This window comes from Desulfovibrio sp. X2 (assembly GCF_000422205.1).
Taxonomy (GTDB): domain Bacteria; phylum Desulfobacterota; class Desulfovibrionia; order Desulfovibrionales; family Desulfovibrionaceae; genus Alkalidesulfovibrio.
In genome coordinates, this window is record NZ_ATHV01000066.1 from 18,979 (window position 1) to 40,726 (window position 21,748).

Annotated in this window: 22 protein-coding genes; 17 read left to right on the forward strand and 5 right to left on the reverse strand. The window is 67.7% G+C overall.

The window, feature by feature from the left end:
* Window position 1 precedes the first annotated feature (1 nt).
* Complete coding sequence (locus DSX2_RS17095) at window positions 2-811, reverse strand: 2-amino-3,7-dideoxy-D-threo-hept-6-ulosonate synthase (RefSeq protein ID WP_035043420.1); 810 nt, start codon at window positions 809-811, stop codon at window positions 2-4.
* Between the two features lie 474 nt (window positions 812-1,285).
* Between DSX2_RS17095 and DSX2_RS17100 the strand changes: the two genes are divergently transcribed.
* A complete protein-coding gene (locus DSX2_RS17100; protein WP_020882257.1) occupies window positions 1,286-2,161 on the forward strand; it encodes an IS630 family transposase in 876 nt (291 codons plus the stop codon).
* A 284-nt stretch (window positions 2,162-2,445) separates the two neighbouring features.
* On the opposite strand, the gene DSX2_RS18465 is transcribed toward DSX2_RS17100, so the two are convergent.
* A complete protein-coding gene (locus tag DSX2_RS18465; RefSeq protein ID WP_152513011.1) occupies window positions 2,446-2,700 on the reverse strand; it encodes a hypothetical protein in 255 nt (84 codons plus the stop codon).
* 139 nt (window positions 2,701-2,839) lie between these two features.
* Between DSX2_RS18465 and DSX2_RS17105 the strand changes: the two genes are divergently transcribed.
* The 5 genes from DSX2_RS17105 (at window position 2,840) to DSX2_RS18740 (ending at window position 8,308) form a co-directional block, all read left to right on the forward strand.
* Window positions 2,840-4,465 (forward strand): ammonium transporter, encoded by a 1,626-nt coding sequence (locus DSX2_RS17105; protein WP_084486778.1) that lies wholly within the window; start codon window positions 2,840-2,842, stop codon window positions 4,463-4,465.
* A gap of 12 nt (window positions 4,466-4,477) precedes the next feature.
* On the forward strand, window positions 4,478-4,816 hold the full coding sequence (locus DSX2_RS17110; protein ID WP_020882259.1) for a P-II family nitrogen regulator: 339 nt from the start codon (window positions 4,478-4,480) through the stop codon (window positions 4,814-4,816).
* Window positions 4,817-5,395: 579 nt separating this feature from the next.
* On the forward strand, window positions 5,396-6,793 hold the full coding sequence (locus DSX2_RS17115) for an ammonium transporter (RefSeq protein WP_020882260.1): 1,398 nt from the start codon (window positions 5,396-5,398) through the stop codon (window positions 6,791-6,793).
* A gap of 48 nt (window positions 6,794-6,841) precedes the next feature.
* Entirely contained in the window at window positions 6,842-7,174 is a 333-nt protein-coding gene (locus DSX2_RS17120) for a P-II family nitrogen regulator (protein ID WP_020882261.1), read from the forward strand.
* A 537-nt stretch (window positions 7,175-7,711) separates the two neighbouring features.
* Window positions 7,712-8,308, forward strand: a complete 597-nt coding sequence (locus DSX2_RS18740) for a TetR/AcrR family transcriptional regulator (RefSeq protein WP_020882262.1) — start codon at window positions 7,712-7,714, stop codon at window positions 8,306-8,308.
* Window positions 8,309-8,347: 39 nt separating this feature from the next.
* Here DSX2_RS18740 and DSX2_RS17865 read toward each other — a convergent pair whose 3' ends face one another.
* Window positions 8,348-9,898, reverse strand: coding sequence for a cell wall metabolism sensor histidine kinase WalK (locus DSX2_RS17865; RefSeq protein WP_020882263.1), 1,551 nt, complete (start codon window positions 9,896-9,898; stop codon window positions 8,348-8,350).
* Window positions 9,879-10,574: a response regulator gene (locus DSX2_RS17135; protein WP_020882264.1), complete on the reverse strand. Its 696-nt coding sequence runs from the start codon at window positions 10,572-10,574 to the stop codon at window positions 9,879-9,881. The genes DSX2_RS17865 and DSX2_RS17135 overlap by 20 nt, the downstream gene beginning before the upstream one ends.
* A gap of 489 nt (window positions 10,575-11,063) precedes the next feature.
* Here DSX2_RS17135 and DSX2_RS17140 point away from each other — a divergent pair, with 489 nt between their 5' ends.
* From DSX2_RS17140 to DSX2_RS17190, 11 genes are read left to right on the forward strand one after another with little or no spacing between them, the layout of a single operon-like run.
* Window positions 11,064-11,630 (forward strand): Na+/H+ antiporter subunit E, encoded by a 567-nt coding sequence (locus tag DSX2_RS17140; protein WP_020882265.1) that lies wholly within the window; start codon window positions 11,064-11,066, stop codon window positions 11,628-11,630.
* Entirely contained in the window at window positions 11,630-11,929 is a 300-nt protein-coding gene (locus DSX2_RS17145; RefSeq protein WP_020882266.1) for a monovalent cation/H+ antiporter complex subunit F, read from the forward strand. The genes DSX2_RS17140 and DSX2_RS17145 overlap by 1 nt, the downstream gene beginning before the upstream one ends.
* Window positions 11,929-12,291, forward strand: coding sequence for a monovalent cation/H(+) antiporter subunit G (gene mnhG / locus DSX2_RS17150; protein ID WP_020882267.1), 363 nt, complete (start codon window positions 11,929-11,931; stop codon window positions 12,289-12,291). The genes DSX2_RS17145 and mnhG overlap by 1 nt, the downstream gene beginning before the upstream one ends.
* Window positions 12,288-12,533, forward strand: coding sequence for a hydrogenase subunit MbhD domain-containing protein (locus DSX2_RS17155; protein WP_020882268.1), 246 nt, complete (start codon window positions 12,288-12,290; stop codon window positions 12,531-12,533). The genes mnhG and DSX2_RS17155 overlap by 4 nt, the downstream gene beginning before the upstream one ends.
* The gene (gene mbhE / locus DSX2_RS17160) at window positions 12,533-13,369 is read left to right on the forward strand and encodes a hydrogen gas-evolving membrane-bound hydrogenase subunit E (protein ID WP_020882269.1); all 837 of its coding nucleotides are present in this window, start codon (window positions 12,533-12,535) and stop codon (window positions 13,367-13,369) included. Before DSX2_RS17155 ends, mbhE begins: the two co-directional genes overlap by 1 nt.
* A gap of 1 nt (window position 13,370) precedes the next feature.
* A complete protein-coding gene (locus DSX2_RS17165) occupies window positions 13,371-13,817 on the forward strand; it encodes a cation:proton antiporter subunit C (RefSeq protein ID WP_020882270.1) in 447 nt (148 codons plus the stop codon).
* Entirely contained in the window at window positions 13,818-15,278 is a 1,461-nt protein-coding gene (locus tag DSX2_RS17170) for a complex I subunit 5 family protein (protein WP_020882271.1), read from the forward strand.
* Between the two features lie 13 nt (window positions 15,279-15,291).
* A complete protein-coding gene (locus DSX2_RS17175; RefSeq protein WP_020882272.1) occupies window positions 15,292-16,758 on the forward strand; it encodes a monovalent cation/H+ antiporter subunit D family protein in 1,467 nt (488 codons plus the stop codon).
* 25 nt (window positions 16,759-16,783) lie between these two features.
* Window positions 16,784-17,035, forward strand: coding sequence for a hypothetical protein (locus DSX2_RS17180; RefSeq protein WP_020882273.1), 252 nt, complete (start codon window positions 16,784-16,786; stop codon window positions 17,033-17,035).
* Complete coding sequence (locus DSX2_RS17185; RefSeq protein WP_020882274.1) at window positions 17,025-18,806, forward strand: Na(+)/H(+) antiporter subunit D; 1,782 nt, start codon at window positions 17,025-17,027, stop codon at window positions 18,804-18,806. Before DSX2_RS17180 ends, DSX2_RS17185 begins: the two co-directional genes overlap by 11 nt.
* Window positions 18,807-18,838: 32 nt before the next feature.
* Complete coding sequence (locus tag DSX2_RS17190) at window positions 18,839-19,333, forward strand: cyclic nucleotide-binding domain-containing protein (protein ID WP_020882275.1); 495 nt, start codon at window positions 18,839-18,841, stop codon at window positions 19,331-19,333.
* A 170-nt stretch (window positions 19,334-19,503) separates the two neighbouring features.
* Here the strand turns inward: DSX2_RS17190 and DSX2_RS17195 are convergent, their stop codons facing one another.
* Window positions 19,504-21,642, reverse strand: a complete 2,139-nt coding sequence (locus tag DSX2_RS17195) for a methyl-accepting chemotaxis protein (RefSeq protein WP_020882276.1) — start codon at window positions 21,640-21,642, stop codon at window positions 19,504-19,506.
* Window positions 21,643-21,748 lie beyond the last annotated feature (106 nt).

Consider the following 21,748-nt stretch of genomic DNA (forward strand, 5'->3'; position numbering starts at 1 on the left):
TTTAGGCCTCCTCGCCGGTGGCCATGTATTCCATGGCCTGCGCGACTTCCCATTCCTCGTGCACCAGGCCGCGCAGGGCGCGCACCAGACGCAGCGGGTCGTCCGCCTGGAAGATGTTTCGGCCGATGGACAGGCCCCGGCCGCCCGCGAGCACGGAGTCGTGGACCATCTGCACCAGCTCGCGCGTGGATTCCATCTTCTCGCCGCCCGCGATGACCACGGGCACGCAGCAGGACTCGACCACGCGGGCGAAGGACTCGATGTCGCCGGTGTAGGGCACCTTGACCACGTCCGCGCCGAGCTCCACGCCCGCGCGGGCGCAGTGGGCCACCACGGCGGGGTCGAAGGAGTTCTCGATCTTGGGGCCGCGGCCGTACATCATGGCCAGGACCGGGATGCCGTAGCGCGAGGCCTGGGTGGTCACGTAGCCGAGGTCGCGCAGCATGTCGCGCTCGGACTCGTCGCCCAGGTTGATGTGCAGCGAGATGGCGTCCGCGCCGAGGCAGATGGCGTCCTCGACGGTGCCGACGAGGCATTTGGCGTTGGGAAAGGGGGAGAGCGAGGTGGAGGCGGAGAGGTGGCAGATGAGTCCGATGTCCTTGCCGCCGCCTCGGTGGCCGCAGCGGATGAGGCCCTTCTGCATGAGCACCGCGTTGGCCCCGCCCGCCGCGACGTGGTTCACGGTCTCGCGCATGTCCACCAGCCCGTCGATGGGCCCCACGGTCACGCCGTGGTCCATGGGGACGATGATCGTGCGCCCGGTCTGGCGGTTGAAGATGCGTTCGAGGCGGATGCTCTTGCCGATCTGGATGCTGCCGCTGTCCATGACTGACCTCCTGCCCCCCGGCCCGCTTCCGCCGACGCCTCCTTCCGGGAAAAAAAAGGGGCCGCCGGCTTTCTGCCTGCGGCCCCTGGGTGGCGTCGTTCTTGGTTTGTGAGCTTAGTTCGCGCCGTATCCCTGGCCACAGGCCGTTCCATAATACCAATACCAGTACCAAAAGTTGGAACCGGCGAAAAAGGTGTTGGAACGGACGGAGGTCTGGGACTTCATGGCGAAAGGGATATCCGCACCCCCGAATCGGTGTCAAGCGCAAATCGACCTTTCAAAAAAAATGTCGTTATATGAAAAAAATCCATCTCCTCCCCCGCTGATCGGAGGGTCATAAGTTACACTTTTGCAATTTTAGCCACTCGGTGACAAATTTGCAATAATTGTTAAGTGCAAAAAATATATTCCATACGCCCATCTTGCTTTTCACTGCCAATTCTGTCAGCTTCGCCCCCCATGGACATCAAGGATGCCCGTTCCCTCTCCGCGACCGCGCAGGAAGAGTTGCGCAAGCGCGCCGTGAAGGCCGTGCTCGGCGGCATGAAGCAGACCGAGGCCGCGCGCGTCTTCGGAGTCACCCGCCAGGCCATCGGCCGCTGGCTGCGCTCCTACCGCGCGGGCGGCTCCGACGCCCTCGGCGCCAAGCCCCAGGGCCGCCCGACCGGCGGCACGCTCAAGGACTGGCAGGCGAGCTGGGTCATGAACATGCTCGACAACCGCCTGCCCGACGATCTGAAGCTTCCCTACAGCCTGTGGACCAGCGAGGCGGTCTCGCGCCTCATCGAGCAGAAGTTCGGGCTGCGCTTCTCGCTGTGGACCATCCGGCGCATGCTCAGGCGCTGGGGCCTCTCCCTGCAGCGGCCCCTGCGCCGCGCGCTCGAGCGCAACCCGCGCGAGGTCAGGCGCTGGGTGCGCGACGAATACCCCGCCCTGGTGCGCGAGGCGCGCGCCGACAAGGCCGTCATATTCTGGAGCGGCGAGGCCGTGCTGCGCCTCTCCCACGGTCCGTCGCGCAGCGGCGAGGAGCACGTCCACGTGCGCCAGCTCTGCTCCGCGGTCAGCAACCAGGGCCACATCCGCTTCCTGCTCTCGCGCGAGCGCTACCAGGCCGGGCTGTTCATCGACTTCCTCACCCGCCTGCAGAAGAGCGCCAAGCGCCGCCGCATCTTCCTCATCGTGGACCGCCACCCGGTCCACCGCTCGGCCCAGGTCAAGGCCTGGCTCGAGGCCAACCGCCGCATCCGCCTGGTCTTCCTGCCCGGCAGCGCGTCCGAGAGCGTCCAGGGCGGCGCCTGGGAAGCCGCCTCCGGCACCCCGACCCGCGCGGCCTAAGGCCTCGCGAGGCCCGCCTGTCCGCGCGGCGAAAGCCCTCCTCCCTCTCACTTCCGACCTCTTCCCGCTCTATTCCGGCTCTCTTCCGGCTCTCTTCCGGCTCTCTTCCGGCTCCGGAACGTCCCGTCCGCCCGGCACGCCCCGTCCCTCGCCCCCCTCGCGCCCTCGTGCCCTCGTGCCGCAAAGGCCGCCGGGCCGCGCCCTGCGGGCCTCCGGCGGCGTCCGGAGCGCGCCCGCTTCGGGCCGCTTCGCGGCTGACTCGCGGCTGACTCGCGGCCCGGCGTTCATTCTTCCGTAAGATTCATCGCTTTCAATTCTGACCTTTCCGAAAGGTCGAGACAGCGGCCTTCAAGCCATGCGCCGGATGTCTCCCCCGGGCGTCCCCTGTGTTTCACAAGCATGTGCACCAGGCCAAAAAACCATTGCGGCATGCGGTCTTTATGTCTGTCAGCCCGCCTTCTTTGTGGAATCAATTTCTTGCACTGAATGTTGTTTTTTTCATTTTTGGCAACAAATGGCCAGGGGGTCAGGCAGCCCATCCGGGGCCAATTCCTTACATTTCAGCAAGGTACAAGAACGGCCCCATTTTTGCTCCAGCGTTGCGTCCGCATCACGATCGCTCATGGATCGCACATGAAGATCACGGGGATCGCAAACAGACTCAAGGAGGGCTTTCAGATGTACAGTTTGACCACACTTTTCAGGCGCGGTCCGGGGGGCTCCGGCGTGCTCGCGTCGCTCGGCTGCCTGACCGCCTCGCTGCTGCTCGCGGCGATGCTGCTCACGGCCATGCCCGCCACGCCGGCGCATGCGGACTCCGATCCGAGCGGCGCCTCCATCGGCACCGCGGCCGACGTCGTCGGCGCCACGGCCAACGCCCCGACCAAGGACGACCTCGACAAGCTCGCGCCGACCGAGCCCCTGGCCTCCAAGCTGGCCGACGTGGTCGGGCACAACCGCATCTCCATCAACATGGTCTGGACGCTGGTCTGCGGCTTCCTGGTCATGTTCATGCAGGCCGGTTTCGCCCTGGCCGAGACCGGCTTCACCCGCGCCAAGAACGCAGGCCACACCATGGCCATGAACATGATGATCTACGGCATCGGCATGCTCGGCTACTGGATCTGCGGCTTCGCCCTGCAGATGGGCGGCGTGGGCGGCGTGGCCGCGCTGGGCGGCGGCGGCGCGCTCGATTCCGAGTTCACCGTCACCCTGCTCGGCAAGACCTTCGGCCTCTTCGGCACCAAAGGCTTCTTCCTCTCCGGCACCACCTACGACGCCGTCATCTTCTCCATCTTCCTCTTCCAGATGGTCTTCATGGACACCACGGCGACCATCCCGACCGGCTCCATGGCCGAGCGCTGGACCTTCAAGTCCTTCGTCGTCTACGGCTTCTTCATCTCCATGTTCGTCTACCCGCTGTACGCCAACTGGGTCTGGGGCGGCGGCTGGCTCTCCGCCCTGGGCAGCAACTTCGGCCTGGGCCACGGCACCCTGGACTTCGCGGGCTCCTCCGTCGTGCACATGACCGGCGGCGTGGCCGCGGCGGCGGGCGCCATCGTGCTCGGACCGCGCATCGGCAAGTTCAACGAGGACGGCACCCCCAACGCCATGCCCGGCCACCACGTGCCCATGGCCATCGCGGGCTGCTTCATCCTGGCCTTCGGCTGGTTCGGCTTCAACGCCGGTTCCACCCTGGCGGGCTCCGACCTGCGCATCGGCGTCATCGCCACCAACACCATGCTCGCCTCGGCCGCGGGCGCCATGTCCTCCATGTGCTACATGTGGGCCCGCTACGGCAAGCCCGACATCTCCATGGCCGCCAACGGCCTGCTCGCGGGCCTCGTGGCCATCACCGCGCCCTGCGCCTTCGTCAACTCCGTCTCCGCCGTCATCATCGGCCTCATCGCGGGCATCCTGCTCTGCGTCAGCGTCCTCTTCGTCGAGCAGAAGCTGAAGATCGACGATCCGGTCGGCGCCATCTCCGTGCACGGCGTCAACGGCGCCTGGGGCCTCATCTCCCTCGGCCTCTTCGCGGACGGCACCTACGGCGACGGCGCCAACGGCGTGGCCGGCGCGGTCAAGGGCCTGTTCTACGGCGACGCCAGCCAGCTCATGGCCCAGATCGCCGGCGTCGTCACCAACACCGTCTTCGTCTTCGTGGTCATGTTCGTCTTCTTCATCATCCTCGACAAGATCACCCCGCTGCGCGTCAAGCGCGAGCACGAGCTCGAGGGTCTGGACCAGCACGAAGTCGCCGTCATGGCCTACCCCGAGTTCACCCTGACCAAGACCCACAGGTAAGGGGAGTACGTCATGAAAAAGATCGAAGCCATCATCAAGCCCTTCAAGCTCGACGACGTCATGAACGCCCTGGACGGCCTCGGCGTGCACGGCATGACCGTGACCGAGGTCAAGGGCTACGGCCGCCAGAAGGGCCACGTCGAGCTCTACCGCGGGGCCGAGTACAAGGTCATGTTCAACGCCAAGATCAAGATCGAGATCGTCGTGCCCGACGCCGTGGCAGCCCAGGCCGTGGACGCCGTCCGCACCGCCGCCAACTCCGGCGCCATCGGCGACGGCAAGATCTTCGTCTCCACCCTGGACGACGCCGTGCGCATCCGCACCGGCGAACACGGCGAAGAAGCCCTCTAGACCATAACCGCCTTCCGTACGCACACCCCGAGGGCCGGGCGGCGCACGCCGCCCGGCCTTCTCGTTTTGCGCCGCGGACAACGGATGCTTCCAGCGGGCAGCAAGGGATCATCCCCACGGGGCTCCCCGCCCCTCCCCGCACCCTCCCGCGCACGGGGCAGAGCCCCTTGGCCCGCCTTCACGCGCTGCATGCCGGAGCATGAAGACGGGCAGCCCGGGCGTGAAGGGCCGGGAAGACGCACGCGCCCCCGTGCACCGCAGACGGCGGCCGATTCCCGCCGTCTTTCCCTCCTCTCCCTCTGTCTTTCCCTCCGCCTCTTCCTCTGTCCCTCCCCAACCAGAACATGAACTAAACCTTACTTATCCGTAATTTTAGCAACCATTTTTTTGCACCCACAATCCATTTCGCCTCTCCGGACCTGCAAATTTACATTTGTGACAAAATGGTGAGGCCTGTTTTTTACCAACAAATTCTATTGTTCCGCGATGTTACACGTTGGACCCGATTTTTGCACAGATGGCAGGCGTCGTGCCCAAGGCTGTCGTAGGCAACTTTTTTATGACTCAGGAGGGTTTCGTATGGTTTTTTCGCGGTACACCGACAAAAGCGCGGTGAAGTGGTTCGCGGCCGCGCTCGCAGTGGCCTGCGCGGTGACGGTCCTCCCCGGACTGGCACACGCCGAGGACGCGCCCGAGATGCTCAGCCAGGCTAACGCCAACATCATGTGGACGCTCATCGCGGGCATGCTCGTGTTCTTCATGCAGGCGGGCTTCGCCTGCGTCGAGGCGGGCTTCACGCGCGCCAAGTCCGCGGGCAACATCGTCATGAAGAACCTGCTCGACTTCGGCGCCGGGCAGATCGTCTTCCTGCTCATCGGCTTCGGCCTGATGTTCGGCACGGACGTCTCCGGCTTCATCGGCACGGACCAGTTCGGCCTGAAGGACGTGATCCTCGACTACGCCAACTTCGATGCGGGCGGCTGGTCCGTGACCTTCTGGTTCTTCCAGAGCGTCTTCGCAGGCACCGCCGCGACCATCGTCTCCGGCGCCATGGCCGAGCGCACGAAGTTCAGCTCCTACATCCTGCTGTCCATCTTCGTGACGGCCGTCATCTACCCCGTCTCCGGCCACTGGGCCTGGGGCTCCCTGAACGGCGACGCCTCGGCGGGCTGGCTCTCCGGCCTCGGCTTCATCGACTTCGCCGGTTCCACCGTGGTCCACTCCTGCGGCGGCTGGGTCGCCCTGGCGGGCGCCATCGCCCTCGGCCCCCGGCTCGGCAAGTACAACTCCGACGGCGAGGCCCGGGCCATCCCCGGCCACAACATCCCGCTCGGCGCGCTGGGCGTGTTCATCCTGTGGTTCGGCTGGTTCGGATTCAACCCGGGCTCCACGACCACGGCCAACAACACCATCGGCCTCATCGCGGTGAACACCTCCCTGGCCGCCTGCGCAGGCACGCTGGGCGCCCTCGCCCTCTCGTGGTTCCGCTTCGGCAAGCCCGACATGTCCATGACCATGAACGGCACCCTGGCCGGTCTCGTGGCCATCACCTCGCCCTGCTACACGGTCTCGCCCATGGGCTCGATCACCATCGGCGCCCTCGCCGGTCTGCTCGTGGTCCTGTCCATCGAGTTCATCGACAAGGTCCTGAAGATCGACGATCCGGTCGGCGCGGTCTCCGTGCACGGCGTGTGCGGCGCCTGGGGCACCCTGTCCGCCGGTCTGTTCACGGTTCCGGGGCTCAACGGCGGCGCGGGCGGCCTGTTCTACGGCGGCGGCCTGTCCATGCTCGGCGTGCAGGCGCTCGGCGTGGCCGCCACCTTCGTCTGGGCCTTCGGCGCAGGTCTGGTCCTCATGTTCCTGGTCAAGGCGATCTTCGGCATCCGCGTCACCGCCGACGAGGAAATGAAGGGCCTGGACCTCGCGGAGCACGGCTCCGAGGCCTACGCGGGCTTCCAGATCTTCCGCAACGAGTAGGCGCAGACAAGGCACCGAAGCAACCGACGACGACGATAAGGAGCAGACATGAAACTCGTCATCGCATACATCAGGCCCGAACAGCTGAATCCGGTGAAGCAGTCGCTGTTCGCCAAGGGCATCTACTCCATGTCCGTGACCAACATGCTTGGCGCGGGCCGACAGAAAGGCTTCACCGAGACGTACCGCGGCGTGGTCATGGAGGTGAACCTCCTGAAGAAGATCCGCCTGGAGATCGGCATCAACGACGAGAAGGTCGACGACGCCCTGGAGGCCATCAAGAGCGGCGCCCGCACCGGGAAGGAAGGCGACGGCGTGATCTTCGTCCAGGACGTGGCCAAGGCCGTGCGCATCCGCACCGGCGAGGAAGGCATCCTCTAGGCGACCGCGCAGCGGCCGTCACGCACGACACGAAACGGGGGGAGCGCTTGAGCGCTCCCCCTTTTTTGTCGCCCTGCGCCCTGCGCGGGGCGAAGGCGCCGCACGGTGGACGCAGCCGTGGCGCGCCGCGGGCGGCAACCCCGGAGAGGGACGCGGACGGGATCGCGGGAAGGGGATTCGGGAGACGCGGAGCGCGCCCGTGGCGGCCGTCCTGTGACGGCCGCCACGGGCGCGGTCGGCCCGGGAGGCGCCCCGGAGAGGAGGGAGGGGCGCGGGCCGGACCGGCTGACGGTTACTTCTTGGCGTTCACGAGGAAACGGACGACGAAGAAGGCAAGGACCGCAAGAATCCCCAAAGGAAGTACGTAGTCCATGACGGCCTCCAGCCGCGGCGCTCCCTTTCCGACGTGTGAGCGAATGCTCTCTGAAAAGTGAGCGCTCACTTGCTTTGCGGATACGCCCCTTTTAAAATAATGACAATCGACCGCGCGGCCGCGCCGAAACGGCGGGCACGCGAACGGAACCAGGGGGAATGCGCATGACGGCACGTCGCGAATCCATCGTCGAGGCAGCCGCGGAACTCTTTGCCGAGCGCGGCTACGAGGCGACTCCGGTCGCGGAGATCGCCCGCCGGGCCGGGGTCTCGGAAGGGGCCATCTTCCGCCATTTCCCGAGCAAGGAGCAGCTGCTCCTGCGGATCCTGACGAACATCAGGAAGCGGTTCTTCGCCTACTTCGAGCAGCACCACCGCTTCGTGCCCGGCGAGGCCGGGCTGGACATGGTGCTGCGCCTGACGCGGCTGTTCTGCGGCTTCTACGAGGAGCGGGAGCAGGATTTCGACTGCATCCAGCAGAGCAACCCCTACCGCGTGCGGGAGGTGGGGGAGGAGTGCCGCGCGGAGATCGCGCGCGTGCACGACAAGATGATCGAGCTCCTGGAGGTGGCCATCTCCCTCGGCTCGCGGGACGGCTCGCTCGCCCCCGGACCGGTCGCGGAGCGCGCCCTGCTGGTGCACGGCCTGCTCATGGGCATGGTCCGGCTGCGCCTCTTCGCGCCCGAGCGCCACCTGCGCGAGCTCGAGCCCGAGCTGCTGCGCCTGGTGGCCGACGGACTGCGCGGGCCCTCTCTGCGCTGAGGCCGCGCGCACGACCCCTTTCCCGGGGCCGGGGATTTCCTAGTCCCGCGGCCCGGCGTTCTCGACTACTCCCCTGGCGACTCCCCCGCCCGTTCCCTCGGCGAGGCCCCCGCTTCCGGACAGTGCGCCCGCGGCGTCCGGCGCGTCCGTCCCCTCGGCCAGGGCCGGCAGGTGCAGGGTGAAGCGCGCGCCCTTGCCGGGCTCGGATTCCAGCGTGATGTCCCCGCCGTGGATGGTCGCGGCCCAGCGCGCGATGGCCAGGCCCAGGCCCGTGCCGCCGTGGGCCCGGGAGCGGTCCTGCCGCACGCGGTAGAAGCGGTCGAAGATGTGCGGCTGGTCCGCGAGCGGGATGCCCGGCCCCTCGTCCGCCACGGCGAGGGAGTGGAACCGCGCGCCGCGCCGGACCGTGAGGCGCACCGCCGAGCCCTCGGGCGCGTAGCGCAGGGCGTTGTGCACGAGGTTCATCACCGCCTGGCCGACCACGCCCCGGTCGGCCATGACCACGGCCCCGGCGTCGCCCGACACCTCGATGCGCTGCCCGTTCTCCTCGGCCAGGATGTCCAGGCAACGCGCGGTCTCCTCGGCCAGGTCCAAAAGCTCGGCCGGGGCCCGCTCCAGGGCCACCTCGCCGCTGTCCGCGCGGGCCAGCAGGAGCAGGCTGTCCACGAGCCCGGTCATCTTGTCCGCCTCCTCGAGCATGCTGCCCACGGTGTCGCGCAGGTCGTCGGCCGAGGCCGCGTCGCGAAGCCCGGCCTCGCCCACGCTGCGCAGCACGGTGAGCGGCGTGCGCAGCTCGTGCGAGGCGTCCGCCGTGAAGCGCCGAAGCCGCTCGAACGACCCCTCCAGGCGGGCGAAGGTCTGGTTGAAGACCGTGGCCAGGTGGCCGAGCTCGTTGCCCGGGTCGTCCACGGGCAGGCGGTCGGAGAGGTTGCTGGCCGTGATCCGCTCCGCCCGCTCGGCCATGCTGCTCACGGGGCGCAGGGCGCGGCCCGCGGCCACGTAGCCCGCGAACCCGGCGAGCAGGACGCCGAAGGGCAGGATGGCGGCGCTCGTGCGCACGAAGTCGCGCAGCTCGCGCTGCATGGGCTCCAGGCTGCGCGCCGTGGTCACGGTGAGCAGGGCGCCGTCCGGCGCGGGGCGGCGCGTCATGAGCACGCGCAGGACCAGCCCCGGCCGCTCGGGCGGGGAGTAGTCGAAGAGCAGGCTGGACTTGTCGGACACCGGCCTGGCGGACGGGGACGGGCCGGTGGGGACCGGCTCGCCGACCGGGTCGGGCAGGTCCACGTCCAGGTTCGCCGGGAAATGGCGCAGCAGCACCCCGCCGTCCGGGCCGCGCACCTCGGCCCAGCGCAGGGGCGGCGTGTCCGGGTCGGGCGAGGCGTCGTGCGGGAAGAAGGCCACCGTTCCGGCCAGGGCGGCGGCCAGGCTCGCCTCGGCGTCGGCCTCGAGCTTGTCCGAGAGCTGCGTGGACAGGATCTGGCCGAGGGCCACGTAGGTCAGCCCCGCGTAGAGCAGCAGGATGACCGTGATGGTCAGGGCGAAGCCTGCGGCCAGCTTGAGGCGGAGGCTGTTAGGCCTCGGCCTGAGCATCGTCGTCCCTGAGGATGAAGCCCACACCGCGCACGGTGTGGATGAGCTTCTGCCTGCGCCCGTGGTCCACCTTCTTGCGCAGCCTGGCGATGTGCACGTCGATGACGTTGTCCAGCGGCGTGGCGCGCCTGGTGACCTTCCAGACTTCGCTGGCCAGCAGGGTGCGCGGCACCGTGCGGCCCGCGTGGCGCATGAGGTATTCGAGCAGCTCGAACTCGCGGGCCGTGAGCGCGATGGGCTTGCCGCCGCGGGCCACGGAGCGCGACACGAGGTCCATCTCCAGGTCCGCGACCTTGAGGCGCAGCACGTCCTCCGGCCTGCCGCGGCGCAGGAGCGCCCGGATGCGGGCCGAGAGCTCGGCGATGGCGAAGGGCTTGACGAGATAGTCGTCCGCGCCGCTGTCCAGCCCGCGCACGCGGTCCTCCACGCCGTCGCGCGCCGTGAGGATGATCACCGGCGTGTTCAGGCCGCGGCGGCGCAGCGTCTCCAGTATCTCGAAGCCGTCCCGGCCCGGGAGCATGATGTCCAGGACGATGACGTCGAAGGCGGTGTTGTTGGCCTGGAAGAAGCCTTCCTCCCCGGTCTGGGCCACGACCGCCTCGTAGCCCTCGTCCAGCAGCCCGCTCCGGATGGCCTGCGCCACCTTGGGTTCGTCCTCAACGACAAGCACCTGCATCCACAACCTCCCCGCTTCATCGGCCGAACGTTCGGCGCCGCTTTCTGCTCATACCGCTTGATTTATCAATCACCCTGGTGCATGAAACCCGTACGTCTCGTGCGGCGGACCGGCCTTGCGCCATGCCCCGCCGCCCCGGAGAAGAGACGCCGCGCCGCCTCCCCGGCGGTGCGCGGAAGACGGTTTCGGCGGGCCGTTTTCCACCGGTGGGCCAGGAGATCGGCTCCCGTCCCCGCCTCTCCTATGTAGAACGCGAAACGGCTTCCGGGCAAGCATGTCCGGGCGGCCATACGGCTTTGGGCATGATTTCTATTGAACCCGCCATCTTACGCGTATATAGCGGACGCACGATGTTCGCCATCGCATTTCCCGGGGTAGGGCAGCAGCTTGCCGCGGATCGCGCGGTTCATTCCCCATGACGCTCGCGTCGACATTCCCGGTGCCTTCGTCGTCAGCCACACCATATCCCACTGCAAGGAACGGCATGCCATGAAGAACGACGTTCCGGCCTCCTCCTGCCTCGTCCAAGGGACGCAGGACAACCGGCCGCCCTCACGCGCGGACAAGACCCTCTCCCTCCTCCTGCGCGCCCTCATCCTCTTCGTCCTGTGGGCCGTGCTCTCCGGCTTCTTCGACAGCTTCCACCTGACCGTGGGTGCCTGCTCCTCGCTCTTCGTGGCCTGGCTCTCGGAAGAGTTCTGGCCGCCCGAGGGACGCATGTTCAGAAGACCGGCCATGGCCTTCAAGCTCGCGGGCTACGCGCTCTGGCTGCTGAAGGAGATCGTCAAGGCCAACATCTACGTCATGCGCATCTCGCTCTCCCCGCGCGCCATGAAGGTCATCGACCCGCAGATCGTGCGCTTCAGGAGCCGCATGACCTCGAAGCTCGGCCTGACCATCCTGGCCAACTCCATCACCCTCACGCCCGGCACGATCACGGTCTACGTGGACGAGCGCGGCAACTTCACGGTGCACGCGCTGGACGGCGAGCTGGCCGCGGGCGTGCCCGGGGACATGGAGACCAAACTCGTGGACATCTTCGGAGGCAGGCCGTGATGGACCTCTTCATCCTCTACACGAGCCTCGGCATAGCCCTGCTCATGTTCCTGGCCATGTACCGGGCCGTGTCCGGCCCCACGACCCTGGACCGGCTGCTCGGCGTGAACGCCGTGGGCAGCAAGACCACGGTGCTCATCGTGCTCATCGGCTTCATCTTCCAGCGCGTGGACATGTTCGTGGACATCGCCCTGGCCTACGCCATGCTGAACTTCATCTCCGTGCTCGCCGCGGCCCGCTACTTCTACAAGCGCGGCCTGGCCGAGGACGAGAGCGGCATCGAGGGAGGGCGGCCGTAATGGACATCCTTTCCATCGCCTCCATCTGCTTCGTGGTCATCGGCATGTTCTTCTTCGTCGCGGGCACCATCGGCATCCTGCGCATGCCAGACGTCTACACGCGGATGCACATGTCCGGCCTGATCGACACGCTCGGCTCCCTGGCCCTGCTGTTCGGCCTGGCCCTGCTGAACCTGAGGAGCTTCACCCTGCCCGACGTGCTGGTCAGCATAAAGATCATGCTGATCATGGGCTTCGTCTTCCTGGCCAACCCCACGGCGACGCACGCCTTCATCGACTCCGGCATGCGCGCGGGGCTCAAGCCCTGGCTCCAGCCGTCCGCGTCGCGGGCCGGGGCCGCATCCGAGGAGAATCCGTCATGATCTGGCAGCTCAGCTACGCCACCCTGATCCTGGTCATGGTCTGCGCCGTGGCCTCCCTGTGGATCCGCGACCTCATGGGCGCGGCCATCCTCTTCGGCGCCTACTCCTTCCTCATGTGCACGCAGTGGCTGGCCATGGGCGCGGTCGACGTGGCCTTCACCGAGGCCGCCATCGGCGCGGGCATAAGCTCGGCCCTGGTCTTCGCGGCCATCTTCAGGACCACCAGGAGGAGCAAGGACTGATGCGCACCGCAACCCTCGTCACCCTCGCCCTGCTCGGCGCGCTCTTCGTCTGGTCGAGCCTGGACTACCCCCGCTGGGGCAACCCGGAGGCGCCCGCGAGCCTGCACGTCTCCGACCTCTACCTCGAGCACTCCTACGAGGACACGCACACGCCCAACGTGGTCACCTCGGTGCTGGCCGACTACCGCGGCTTCGACACCATGTTCGAGACCATCGTGGTCTTCACCGCGGGACTCGCCTGCTTCTTCATCATCCGCGCCCTGCGCGACGTGGCGGACAAGCCCGGCGTCTACTACTACCGCCACGGCCCCACCGGGATCGTGGTCATGCTCAAGCGCGACTGCCTCCCGGCCCCCTCGTCCGGCAACTTCGAGCGCATCGACTCGGACTGGGTGCCGCAATCCATGATCCTCGAGACGGTCTGCAAGGGGCTCATCCCCTTCATCCAGCTCTTCGCCATCTACGTCCTGGCGCACGGCCACTACAGCCCGGGCGGCGGCTTCCAGGCGGGCGTCATCTTCGCCGCCTCCTATCTGCTGCTGGCCCTGTCCCAGGACCTGCGAAGCGTCACCGAGCGCCTCTCGGAAAAGCTCCTCTACATCCTCGCGGCCTCGGGCGTGACCATCTACGTGGGCATGGGCGTGCTGGCCCTGGCCTTCGGGGTCAACTTCCTGGACTACGGCTGGCTGCACCTGCTCTTCGGCATGGACGTGGCCCACGCCCACTCCCTCGGCATCCTCTGCGTCGAGACAGGCGTGTCCATGACGGTCTTCTCCTGCCTCGTGCTCATCTTCAAGCTCGTCTCCTCCGAGGGAACGGTTCTGGAGGGCCTGTAGCATGAACCTCTCCGACATCCTGCTCAGCAGGGCCAACTACTGGTGCTACATATTCATCATGGTCACCGGGCTGTACGGCATGACCGCCAAGCGCAACCTGGTGAAGAAGATGATCGGCCTGGGCATCTTCCAGACCGCGATCATGCTCTTCTACGTCTCCATCGGCTCCAAGGAGGGGGCGACCATCCCCATCCTCTCCAAGGCCGCGGAAGAGACGGGCGTGGTCATCCCGGCGCAGTACATCAACCCCCTGCCCCACGTCCTGATGCTCACGGCCATCGTGGTCTCCGTGGCCACCCTGGGCGTGGCCCTGGCGCTCCTGCTCAAGCTCTACAAGAAGCACGGCACCCTGGAGGAGGACGAGATACTCGCCCAGCTCCGTGAGGAAAACGAGGCGCTCCACGCCGCCGAAGGGGACGAGCTCCCCGCCGAAAAGGGGGAGAAGTAGATGTTGAACGTCGCGGTCGTCAGCGTCGTCACCCCGCTGCTCGGGGCCTTCGCCTGCGTTGTCAGCCACTGGCTCACGGGCCGCTCGCGCGAGCACTGGATCGCCATGACGGCGCTCTCCATCTCCGCGGTCACGAGCCTGTACATGCTCATCGCCGTGCTCACCCACGGCGCGCAGACCTACCTCATCGGCGACTGGTCGCCGCCCTGGGGCATCGTCTACGTCACCGATCCCTTCAACGCCGCGCTCATCTGCCTGCTGGCCTGGGGATCGCTCCTGAACCTCATGGGCGTGCGCCGCGAGATCACCGAGCGCTTCCCGGACAAGACCCAGGCCTTCTACGCCCTGTACCTCCTGTGCACGGCCGGGCACCTGGGCATCGTCTCCACGGGCGACGCCTTCAACCTCTACGTCCTGGTCGAGATCTCGGCCCTGTCCGGCTACGCCCTGCTCTCCATGGGCACGGGCCGCTCGCAGCTCACGAGCCTCAACTACCTGCTCATGGGCTCGGTGGGCGCCTCGTTCTACCTGCTGGGCATCGGCTTTCTGTACATGAAGACCGGCACGCTCAACATGGCGGACATGCACCACCTGCTCGAGCCGCTGGTGCACACGCCGGTCGTCCTGGCGGCCCTGGCCATCATCATCGTCGGCCTGGCCGTGAAGATGGCCCTCTTCCCGTTCCACAGCTGGCTGCCCGGCGCCTACGGCGAGGCCACCCCCGTGGCCGCGAGCCTGATCGCGCCCATGACCACCAAGGTCATGGCTTACGCGCTCATCCGCATCACCCTGGCCGTGCTGCCGCCCTCGCTCATGGCCTCGGTCCCGGCCTTCTCGGAGATCATGGTCTGGACCGCCACGGCGGCCATCGTGGTCGGCGGGGTCATGGCCCTGGCGCAGCGCGAGCTTCGCCGCATGCTCTGCTTCATCCTCGTGGCCGAGGTCGGCTACATGGCGGGCGGCATCTTCATCGGCAACCACACGGCGCTCACCGGCGCGGTGCTGCACGTCTTCGCGGACGCCGCCATGACGCTGTGCGTCTTCATGGCCATGGCCAACATCTCGCGGCGCCGCGGCACGCTCAGGTTCGAGAACCTGCGCGGCCTGTTCGGGGCCATGCCCTGGACCATGACCGCCTTCACGGCAGGCGCCCTGTCCATGATCGGCGTGCCGCCGTTCTGCGGCTTCTTCAGCAAGTGGTACCTGGTCAAGGGAGCCATGGAGGCGGGGCAGTGGCCCTTCGTCGTGGCCCTCATCCTCTCGAGCCTCGTGAACGCCCTGCTCTTCTTCCGCGTCTTCGAACTGGCCTTCTTCGAACGCGGCTGCGAGGAGTGCAGCGACGTGCGCTGGACCCGGCTGGCCCCGCTGGCCGTGGTCGCCGCCGCCCTGCCGCTCATCGGCCTGGCAACCGGCCCCATCGTGCAGCGCGTCATAACCCCGCTCTTCACCCTCGCATCCTGACAGGGACGACCGCATGGAAACCGTCGCCTCACTCACTCCCGTACTGGCTGTCGCCGCCTCGCTCATCGCCGTGCCCACGGGGCTTTCCTCGCGCTCGGGCAACCTGCGCGAGGCCTGGACCTTCCTGGCAGCGGGCCTGACCTTCTGCCTGGTGGCCTCCATGGTCCCGAGCGTGCTCGCGGGCCAGGCGCCGACCTTCACCATCGCCGACGTCATCCCGGGCGCGCCCATCCAGTTCCGCGTGGACGCCCTGGGCCTGCTCTTCGCCCTGGTCTCGAGCTTTCTGTGGATCGTCACCGAGGCTTACGCCATCGGCTACATGCGGGGACTGAACGAGCACGCCCAGACGCGCTTCTTCACCTTCTTCTCGCTGTCGATCTTCTCGGCCGTGGGCGTGGCCTTCTCGGCCAACCTGTTCACCATGTACCTCTTCTACGAGCTGCTCTCCTTCGCCACGTACCCGCTGGTCACGCACAAGCAGGACGCGGAGAGCCGCACCTCGGGCCGCAAGTACCTGACGAACATCGTGGGCACCTCCATCGGCCTCGTGCTGCCCGCCATGATCGTGGTGGCCTCGCTGACCGGCACGCTCGACTTCGCCCACCCGGGCGGCCTCGCGGGCAAGGTTGGCAACGTCTGGATCTGGATCCTCCTGGCGATGTTCGTCTTCGGCTTCGCCAAGGCCGCGCTCATGCCCTTCCACTCCTGGCTGCCCGCGGCCATGGTCGCGCCGACCCCGGTCTCCGCGCTGCTGCACGCCGTGGCCGTGGTCAAGGTCGGCGCCTTCTGCATCCTGCGCATCGTCACCGGCGTCTTCGGGGTGGACCTCCTGCGCTCCATCGGCGCGGGGCAGCTGCTCATCGCGGCCGCGGCGGTGACCATGATCCTGGCCTCGTGCATCGCGCTCACGCAGGACGGGCTCAAGCGAAGGCTGGCGTACTCCACCGTGGCCCAGCTGGCCTACATCGTCTTCGGCGCGGGCCTGCTGAACGCCTGGGGGCTCACGGGCGGCATCTTCCACATCGTGGCCCACGCCTTCGGCAAGATCACGCTCTTCTTCTGCGCGGGCGCCATCTACGTGACCACGCACGAGACCAAGATCAGCCGCATGGCGGGCATCGGCCGCCGCATGCCGCTGACCATGCTGGCCTTCTTCATCGCCTCCCTGTCCATCATCGGCATCCCGCCCACGGCGGGCTTCCTCTCCAAGTGGTACCTGCTGAACGGCTGCCTCTCGGACGGCCGATGGGTGCTGGCCTGCCTGCTGGTGGTGAGCTCCATGCTGAACGCGGCCTACTTCCTGCCCATCGCCTACAAGGCCTTCTTCTGCACGGACGAAGAGGCCCTGCACAGCGGACCCGTGCGCGAGGCGCCGCTCTTCTGCCTCATTCCGCTGTGCCTGACCGCGGTCATCTCCGTGGCCCTGTTCTTCTACCCCGACATCTTCCTCGAACTGGCCCACCGGGCGATCGGCATGTAGCCCGGGTCCCCAAGGAGGACGACACGTGAGCAAGAAAACCGAACAAGACTTCTTCGAGCGCCCGGACGTGCGCCGCGTGCTGTGGTGGCTGCTGTGGGGCTCGTGCGCCCTGACCGTGCTCCTGGAGCTCTGGTGGACGCCGCCCATCCACTTCCACTTCGCCGACTTCTTCGGCTTCGAGGCCGTGCTCGGCTTCGTCTCCTGCGCGGTGCTGATCGTCGGGGCCAAGCTCCTGGGCTACCTGCTCAAGAAGCCGGAGGACTACTATGACCGTTAGCCTCGCGCCCCACGCGCCGCAGCTCATCTTCTTCGTGGGCGCGCTGCTCGTGCCCTTCCTCTCCGGCCGCCTGCGCAACACCGTGCTGCTCATCCTGGCCGCCCTGGCCCTGCTCGGCGTCTTCGCCCTGCCCGAGGGCTCCTGGGGCCACATCCGCCTGCTCGGCTACGACCTGACGCTCCTGCGCGTGGACCGCCTCTCGCGCATCTTCGGCGTGATCTTCTCGCTGAACGCGTTCGCGGGCATGCTCTACGCCTTCAAGGTGGACGACGGCCGCCAGCTCGGCCCGGCGCTCTTCTACATCGCCTCCTCGCTCGGCGCGGTCTTCGCGGGCGACCTGATCACCCTGTACGTCTTCTGGGAGATCATGGCCGTGGCCTCCACCTTCCTGATCCTCGCCCGGCAGACGGACAAGGCCCAGAAGGCGGCCATGCGCTACATCCTGATCCACCTGCTCGGCGGCATGGTCCTGCTGCTCGGCATCATCATGCACATCACGCAGACCGGCTCCACGGACTTCGTGCGCATGACCGAGCACACCGCGGCCAACTGGCTGATGCTCATCGGCATCCTGGTCAACGCCGCGGCCGTGCCCTTCTCCTCCTGGCTCTCCGACGCCTATCCCGAGTCCACGGTGGTCGGCGGCGTGATCCTCTCGGCCTACACCACCAAGACCGCGGTCTACGCGCTCATCCGCGCCTATCCCGGCTGGGAGATCCTGATCGTGGTCGGCTGCGTGATGAGCCTGTACGGCATCGTCTACGCCCTGCTCGAGAACGACATGCGCCGCATCCTGGCCTACTCGATCATCAACCAGGTGGGCTTCATGGTCACCGGCGTGGGCGTGGGCACGGCCATGGCGCTGAACGGCGCGGCCGCGCACGCCTTCTGCCACATCATCTACAAGGCGCTTTTGTGGATGAGCGCGGGCTCGGTGCTGGCCATGACCGGCAAGAGCCGCTGCACGGACCTGGGCGGCCTGTGGAAGTCCATGCCCCTGACCATGATCTTCGGCACCGTGGGCGCGCTGGCCATCTCGGCCTTCCCGGCCACCAGCGGCTTCGTCTCCAAGTCGCTGATCATCCAGAGCACGGCCGACAACCACCTGGCCTGGGCCTGGATGATCCTCGAGATCGCCTCGGCGGGCGTCTTCCTGCACGCGGGCATCAAGTTCCCGTACTTCGTCTTCTTCGCCAAGGACCACGGCCTGCGCCCCAAGGAGGCGCCGCTGCCCATGCTCCTGGCCATGGGCCTGTTCGCCTTCCTGTGCATCTTCATCGGCCTGGACCCGGCGCCGCTCTATTCGCTGCTGCCCTTCCCCATGACCCCGTACGTGCCCTACACCACGGCCAAGGTCGTGGGGCAGCTGCAGCTGCTCATGTTCTCGGCCCTGGTCTTCTTCCTCTTCCTGCCGCTGCTCAAGCGCACCGAGACCATCGCCCTGGACATCGACTGGTTCTACCGCAAGGGCGCCGCGCTCCTGTACAGGGGGCTCGACGTGGGCCTGAACGGCCTGAACGCGGCCTGCGCCCGGGGCGTCTCGTGCGTGACCGGCTCCCTGGCCTCGCTCTTCAGCGACCTGCCCCTGCGCCTCGCCGGGGCCTCGGCCCGCTTCGTGGCCGGGCTCTCGGGCAAGGACGCGCAGGCCCGCGAGGCCGCGGCGAGGGAGGCGCGCAGCGCCCTGGCCGCCTCGGCCGTGCCCGTGGGCGCGGGACTTCTCATGATCTTCGTCGGCCTCACGGCACTGCTGGCCGTGGTGGCCCTGAGCTAGGCCTCACGCGGACAACACGAAGGAGAAACACGATGTCCATCCAACTCGACGCCAAGCGCTACCAGGTCCTGCAGGGCGTTCCCGCTCCGCTGCTGGCCACCCTCTCCGCCCTGGCCACGCCCAAGGCCTACAAGGCCGGAGAGGTCATCTACACCGAGAACACCGCGGCCACGAAATTCTACTTCCTGGTGCGCGGCAAGGCCCTGTTCGTCAACGAGCCGCGCCCGGGCATGACCGTGGCGCTCGGCGCCATCAAGCCGGGGCTGTGCTTCGGCTGGTCCGCCGTGCTCGCCTCGGAGACCTACACGCACACCGTGACCTGCGCCGAGGACACCGAGGTCCTGGTCCTCGAGGCCGCCGCCCTGCGCGAGGCCCTGCTGGCCTCCGGCTCCGAGGCCTTCCCCTTCCTGATCAACCTCCTCGCCCGCGCCGTGGACAGGCTGCAGCTGCGCACGGGCCAGGTCCTCTGCCTGATGCGCGAGAACCCGGACCTGCAGACGCTGTGCGGGGGACGGGAAGAAGACTAGCCGCGTCCCTTGCGACACGGCCATGCGAGACGACGAGGCCCGCGGCGCATGCGCCGCGGGCCTTTTTTTCGACATTTGCGCCGGTCGGCAGGGAGGACGCTCGAGAAACGTCCGGCTTTTCGCGGCAACGCAGCTGACGACGTTCTTTCAGCGACCGGGAACGGCGCAGCCTAGGCCGCGCCGTCCTGCTTGAGCCGGACGATGAGCTGGTTGAGCTCGCCGGACATGACCGCCACCTCCTGCACCGCCCGCGAGGACTGTTCCATGCCCTCGGCGGTCTCGGAGACGATGCGGCCCACCTGCTCGATGGAGCGGCTGATCTCCTCGCTGGCCGCGGACTGCTGCTCGGCCGCCGCGGCGATGCCCTCGACCTGCCTGGCGCTGCCGCCCACGAGCCCCACGATCTCTCCGAGCGCCTCGCCCGAGCGCCCGGCCATCTCCGTGACGCGCTCCACGGCCTTGGCCGCGGACTGCATCTTCTCCTGGCTCTGGCGCGCGGCCTGCTGGATGGAGCCGATGGACTCGCCGACCTCCTTGGTCGCGCCCATGGTCTTCTCCGCGAGCTTTCTGACCTCGTCGGCCACCACGGCGAAGCCCCGGCCCGCGTCGCCCGCGCGCGCGGCCTCGATGGCCGCGTTCAGCGCCAGCAGGTTCGTCTGGTCCGCGATGTCCGAGATGACGTTCATGACCGCGCCGATGGACTCGGCCTTGCGGCCGAGGTCCACCATGTTCTCCTGCAGGTCGCGGGTGATGGCGTGCACCTCGCCGATGCCGCTCACGGCCTGGCCCACCACGTCCGCGCCTTCCCGGGCCTTGCCCAGGGCCTGCTCGGCGCTCGTGGAGGCGTCGGCCGCGTTGCGCGCGACCTCCATGACCGTGGCGTTCATCTCCTCCATGGCCGTGGCGGTCTCGCCCATGCGCTCGCTCTGCTCCTGCGTGCCGCGCGTCACCTGCTCCACCTGCGCGGCCAGCTCCTCGCTGGCCGAGGACATGCGCTCGGAGATGGACTGCGCCTGGTCGGCCAGGCTGCCCATGGTATCGAGCAGCCCGCGCACCTCCTGCTCCTTGGCCTGGGCGCGGGACATGGCGCCCTGGGCCTCCTTCGTGGCCGCGGCGGCGGCCTGCTGCTGCTCCTCGGCCTCGGCGATCTTCTCCTTCAGGTTCTCCACCATGCGGCTCATGGCCGCGGCCAGCTGCCCGGCCTCGTCCTGCTGGTGCACGTCCAGCACCTGGTCCAGGTCGCCGTCCGCGACCTTGGTGGCGTAGGCCACGCCGCGGGCCATGGGGCCGGTGATGGCCCGGGTCAGGAAGAGGGCGATGGCGATGCCCAGGGCCACGGCGGCAACGAGCCCGCCCACGACCACCTTGGCGGCCGAGGAGAGGCTGTGCACGGCGCCGTCGGCCACCTTCTGCGCGTGCTCGATGCCCGAGAGCGAGATCGTGCGCGAGGCGTCGAGCACGGCGCTCGCGGCCTTGTCGCGCGTGGCGTCCAGCTCGCGGCGCTTGGTCCAGGCCTCGAGGTAGGCGGCCACGGCTTCCTTGTAGTCCTTGGCCGAGCGCGCGATGGCGCCGAGTTGGCGCTGGGCGATGTCGTCCGTGGTCGCGGCCTTCATCTGCTGCACCTGCTCGTCGATCTTCGGAAAGCGCGCCAGCACGTCTTCCATGAGCTTGGCGTCGCGCATGGCCTGGGCCTTGAAGTTGGTGGCGATGATCTCGTTGCCCATGCCGATCAGGTCGTTGACGGCGGAGATGTTCTGCAGGCGGCCCAGGAGCTCCTCGGGCCCTCCCTGGCCGTTGATGAGCTCGCGCATCTTGTAGCTCTGCCCGGCCAGGTAGCCGTTGCAGTTCTGGATGAAGGTCGCCCCGGCCGAGTTCATGTCGTCGCGGTCGGTGCCGAGCTCCTTGATCAGGGCGTCGGTCTGCCCGGCGAGCGCGGTGTATTCGTCGATCCGCGTCTGGGCCGCGTCCACGCTCTGCTTGAGCGCCACGAGGTCCGGATACTTCTCGGCGTGCGCCGCGGCCTCGTCCAGGTGCGCGTGCACCTCGGAGAGCCGCTCGCTCGCCTCCTTCCAGAAGGCGGGGCGCTCGCTCATGCTGTAGCCGCGCATGGCGAACATGGTCATGAAGGCGGTGCGCTCCACGTTGTTGGCGATGGCCACCTCGGGCACGTCCTCGGCGGAGAGCCGTTCGCTCCCCGCGCGCACGGCCCGCATGTTGACCACGGCCAGAACGCCGAGACAGCAGGTGATGAGCACGAGCACGCCGAATCCCAGGCCGAGCTTCATGCCCAGGCGCATATCCTTGAACATCGTTCCCCCTTTTTTGCCGGTGCCGCGCGGCTTGGCCGCGGTCCTGCCGCTCCTGTGCGAAACCGCTCGCGAATGCCCGGGCCCGGACCATCGTTCCGGGAGTACC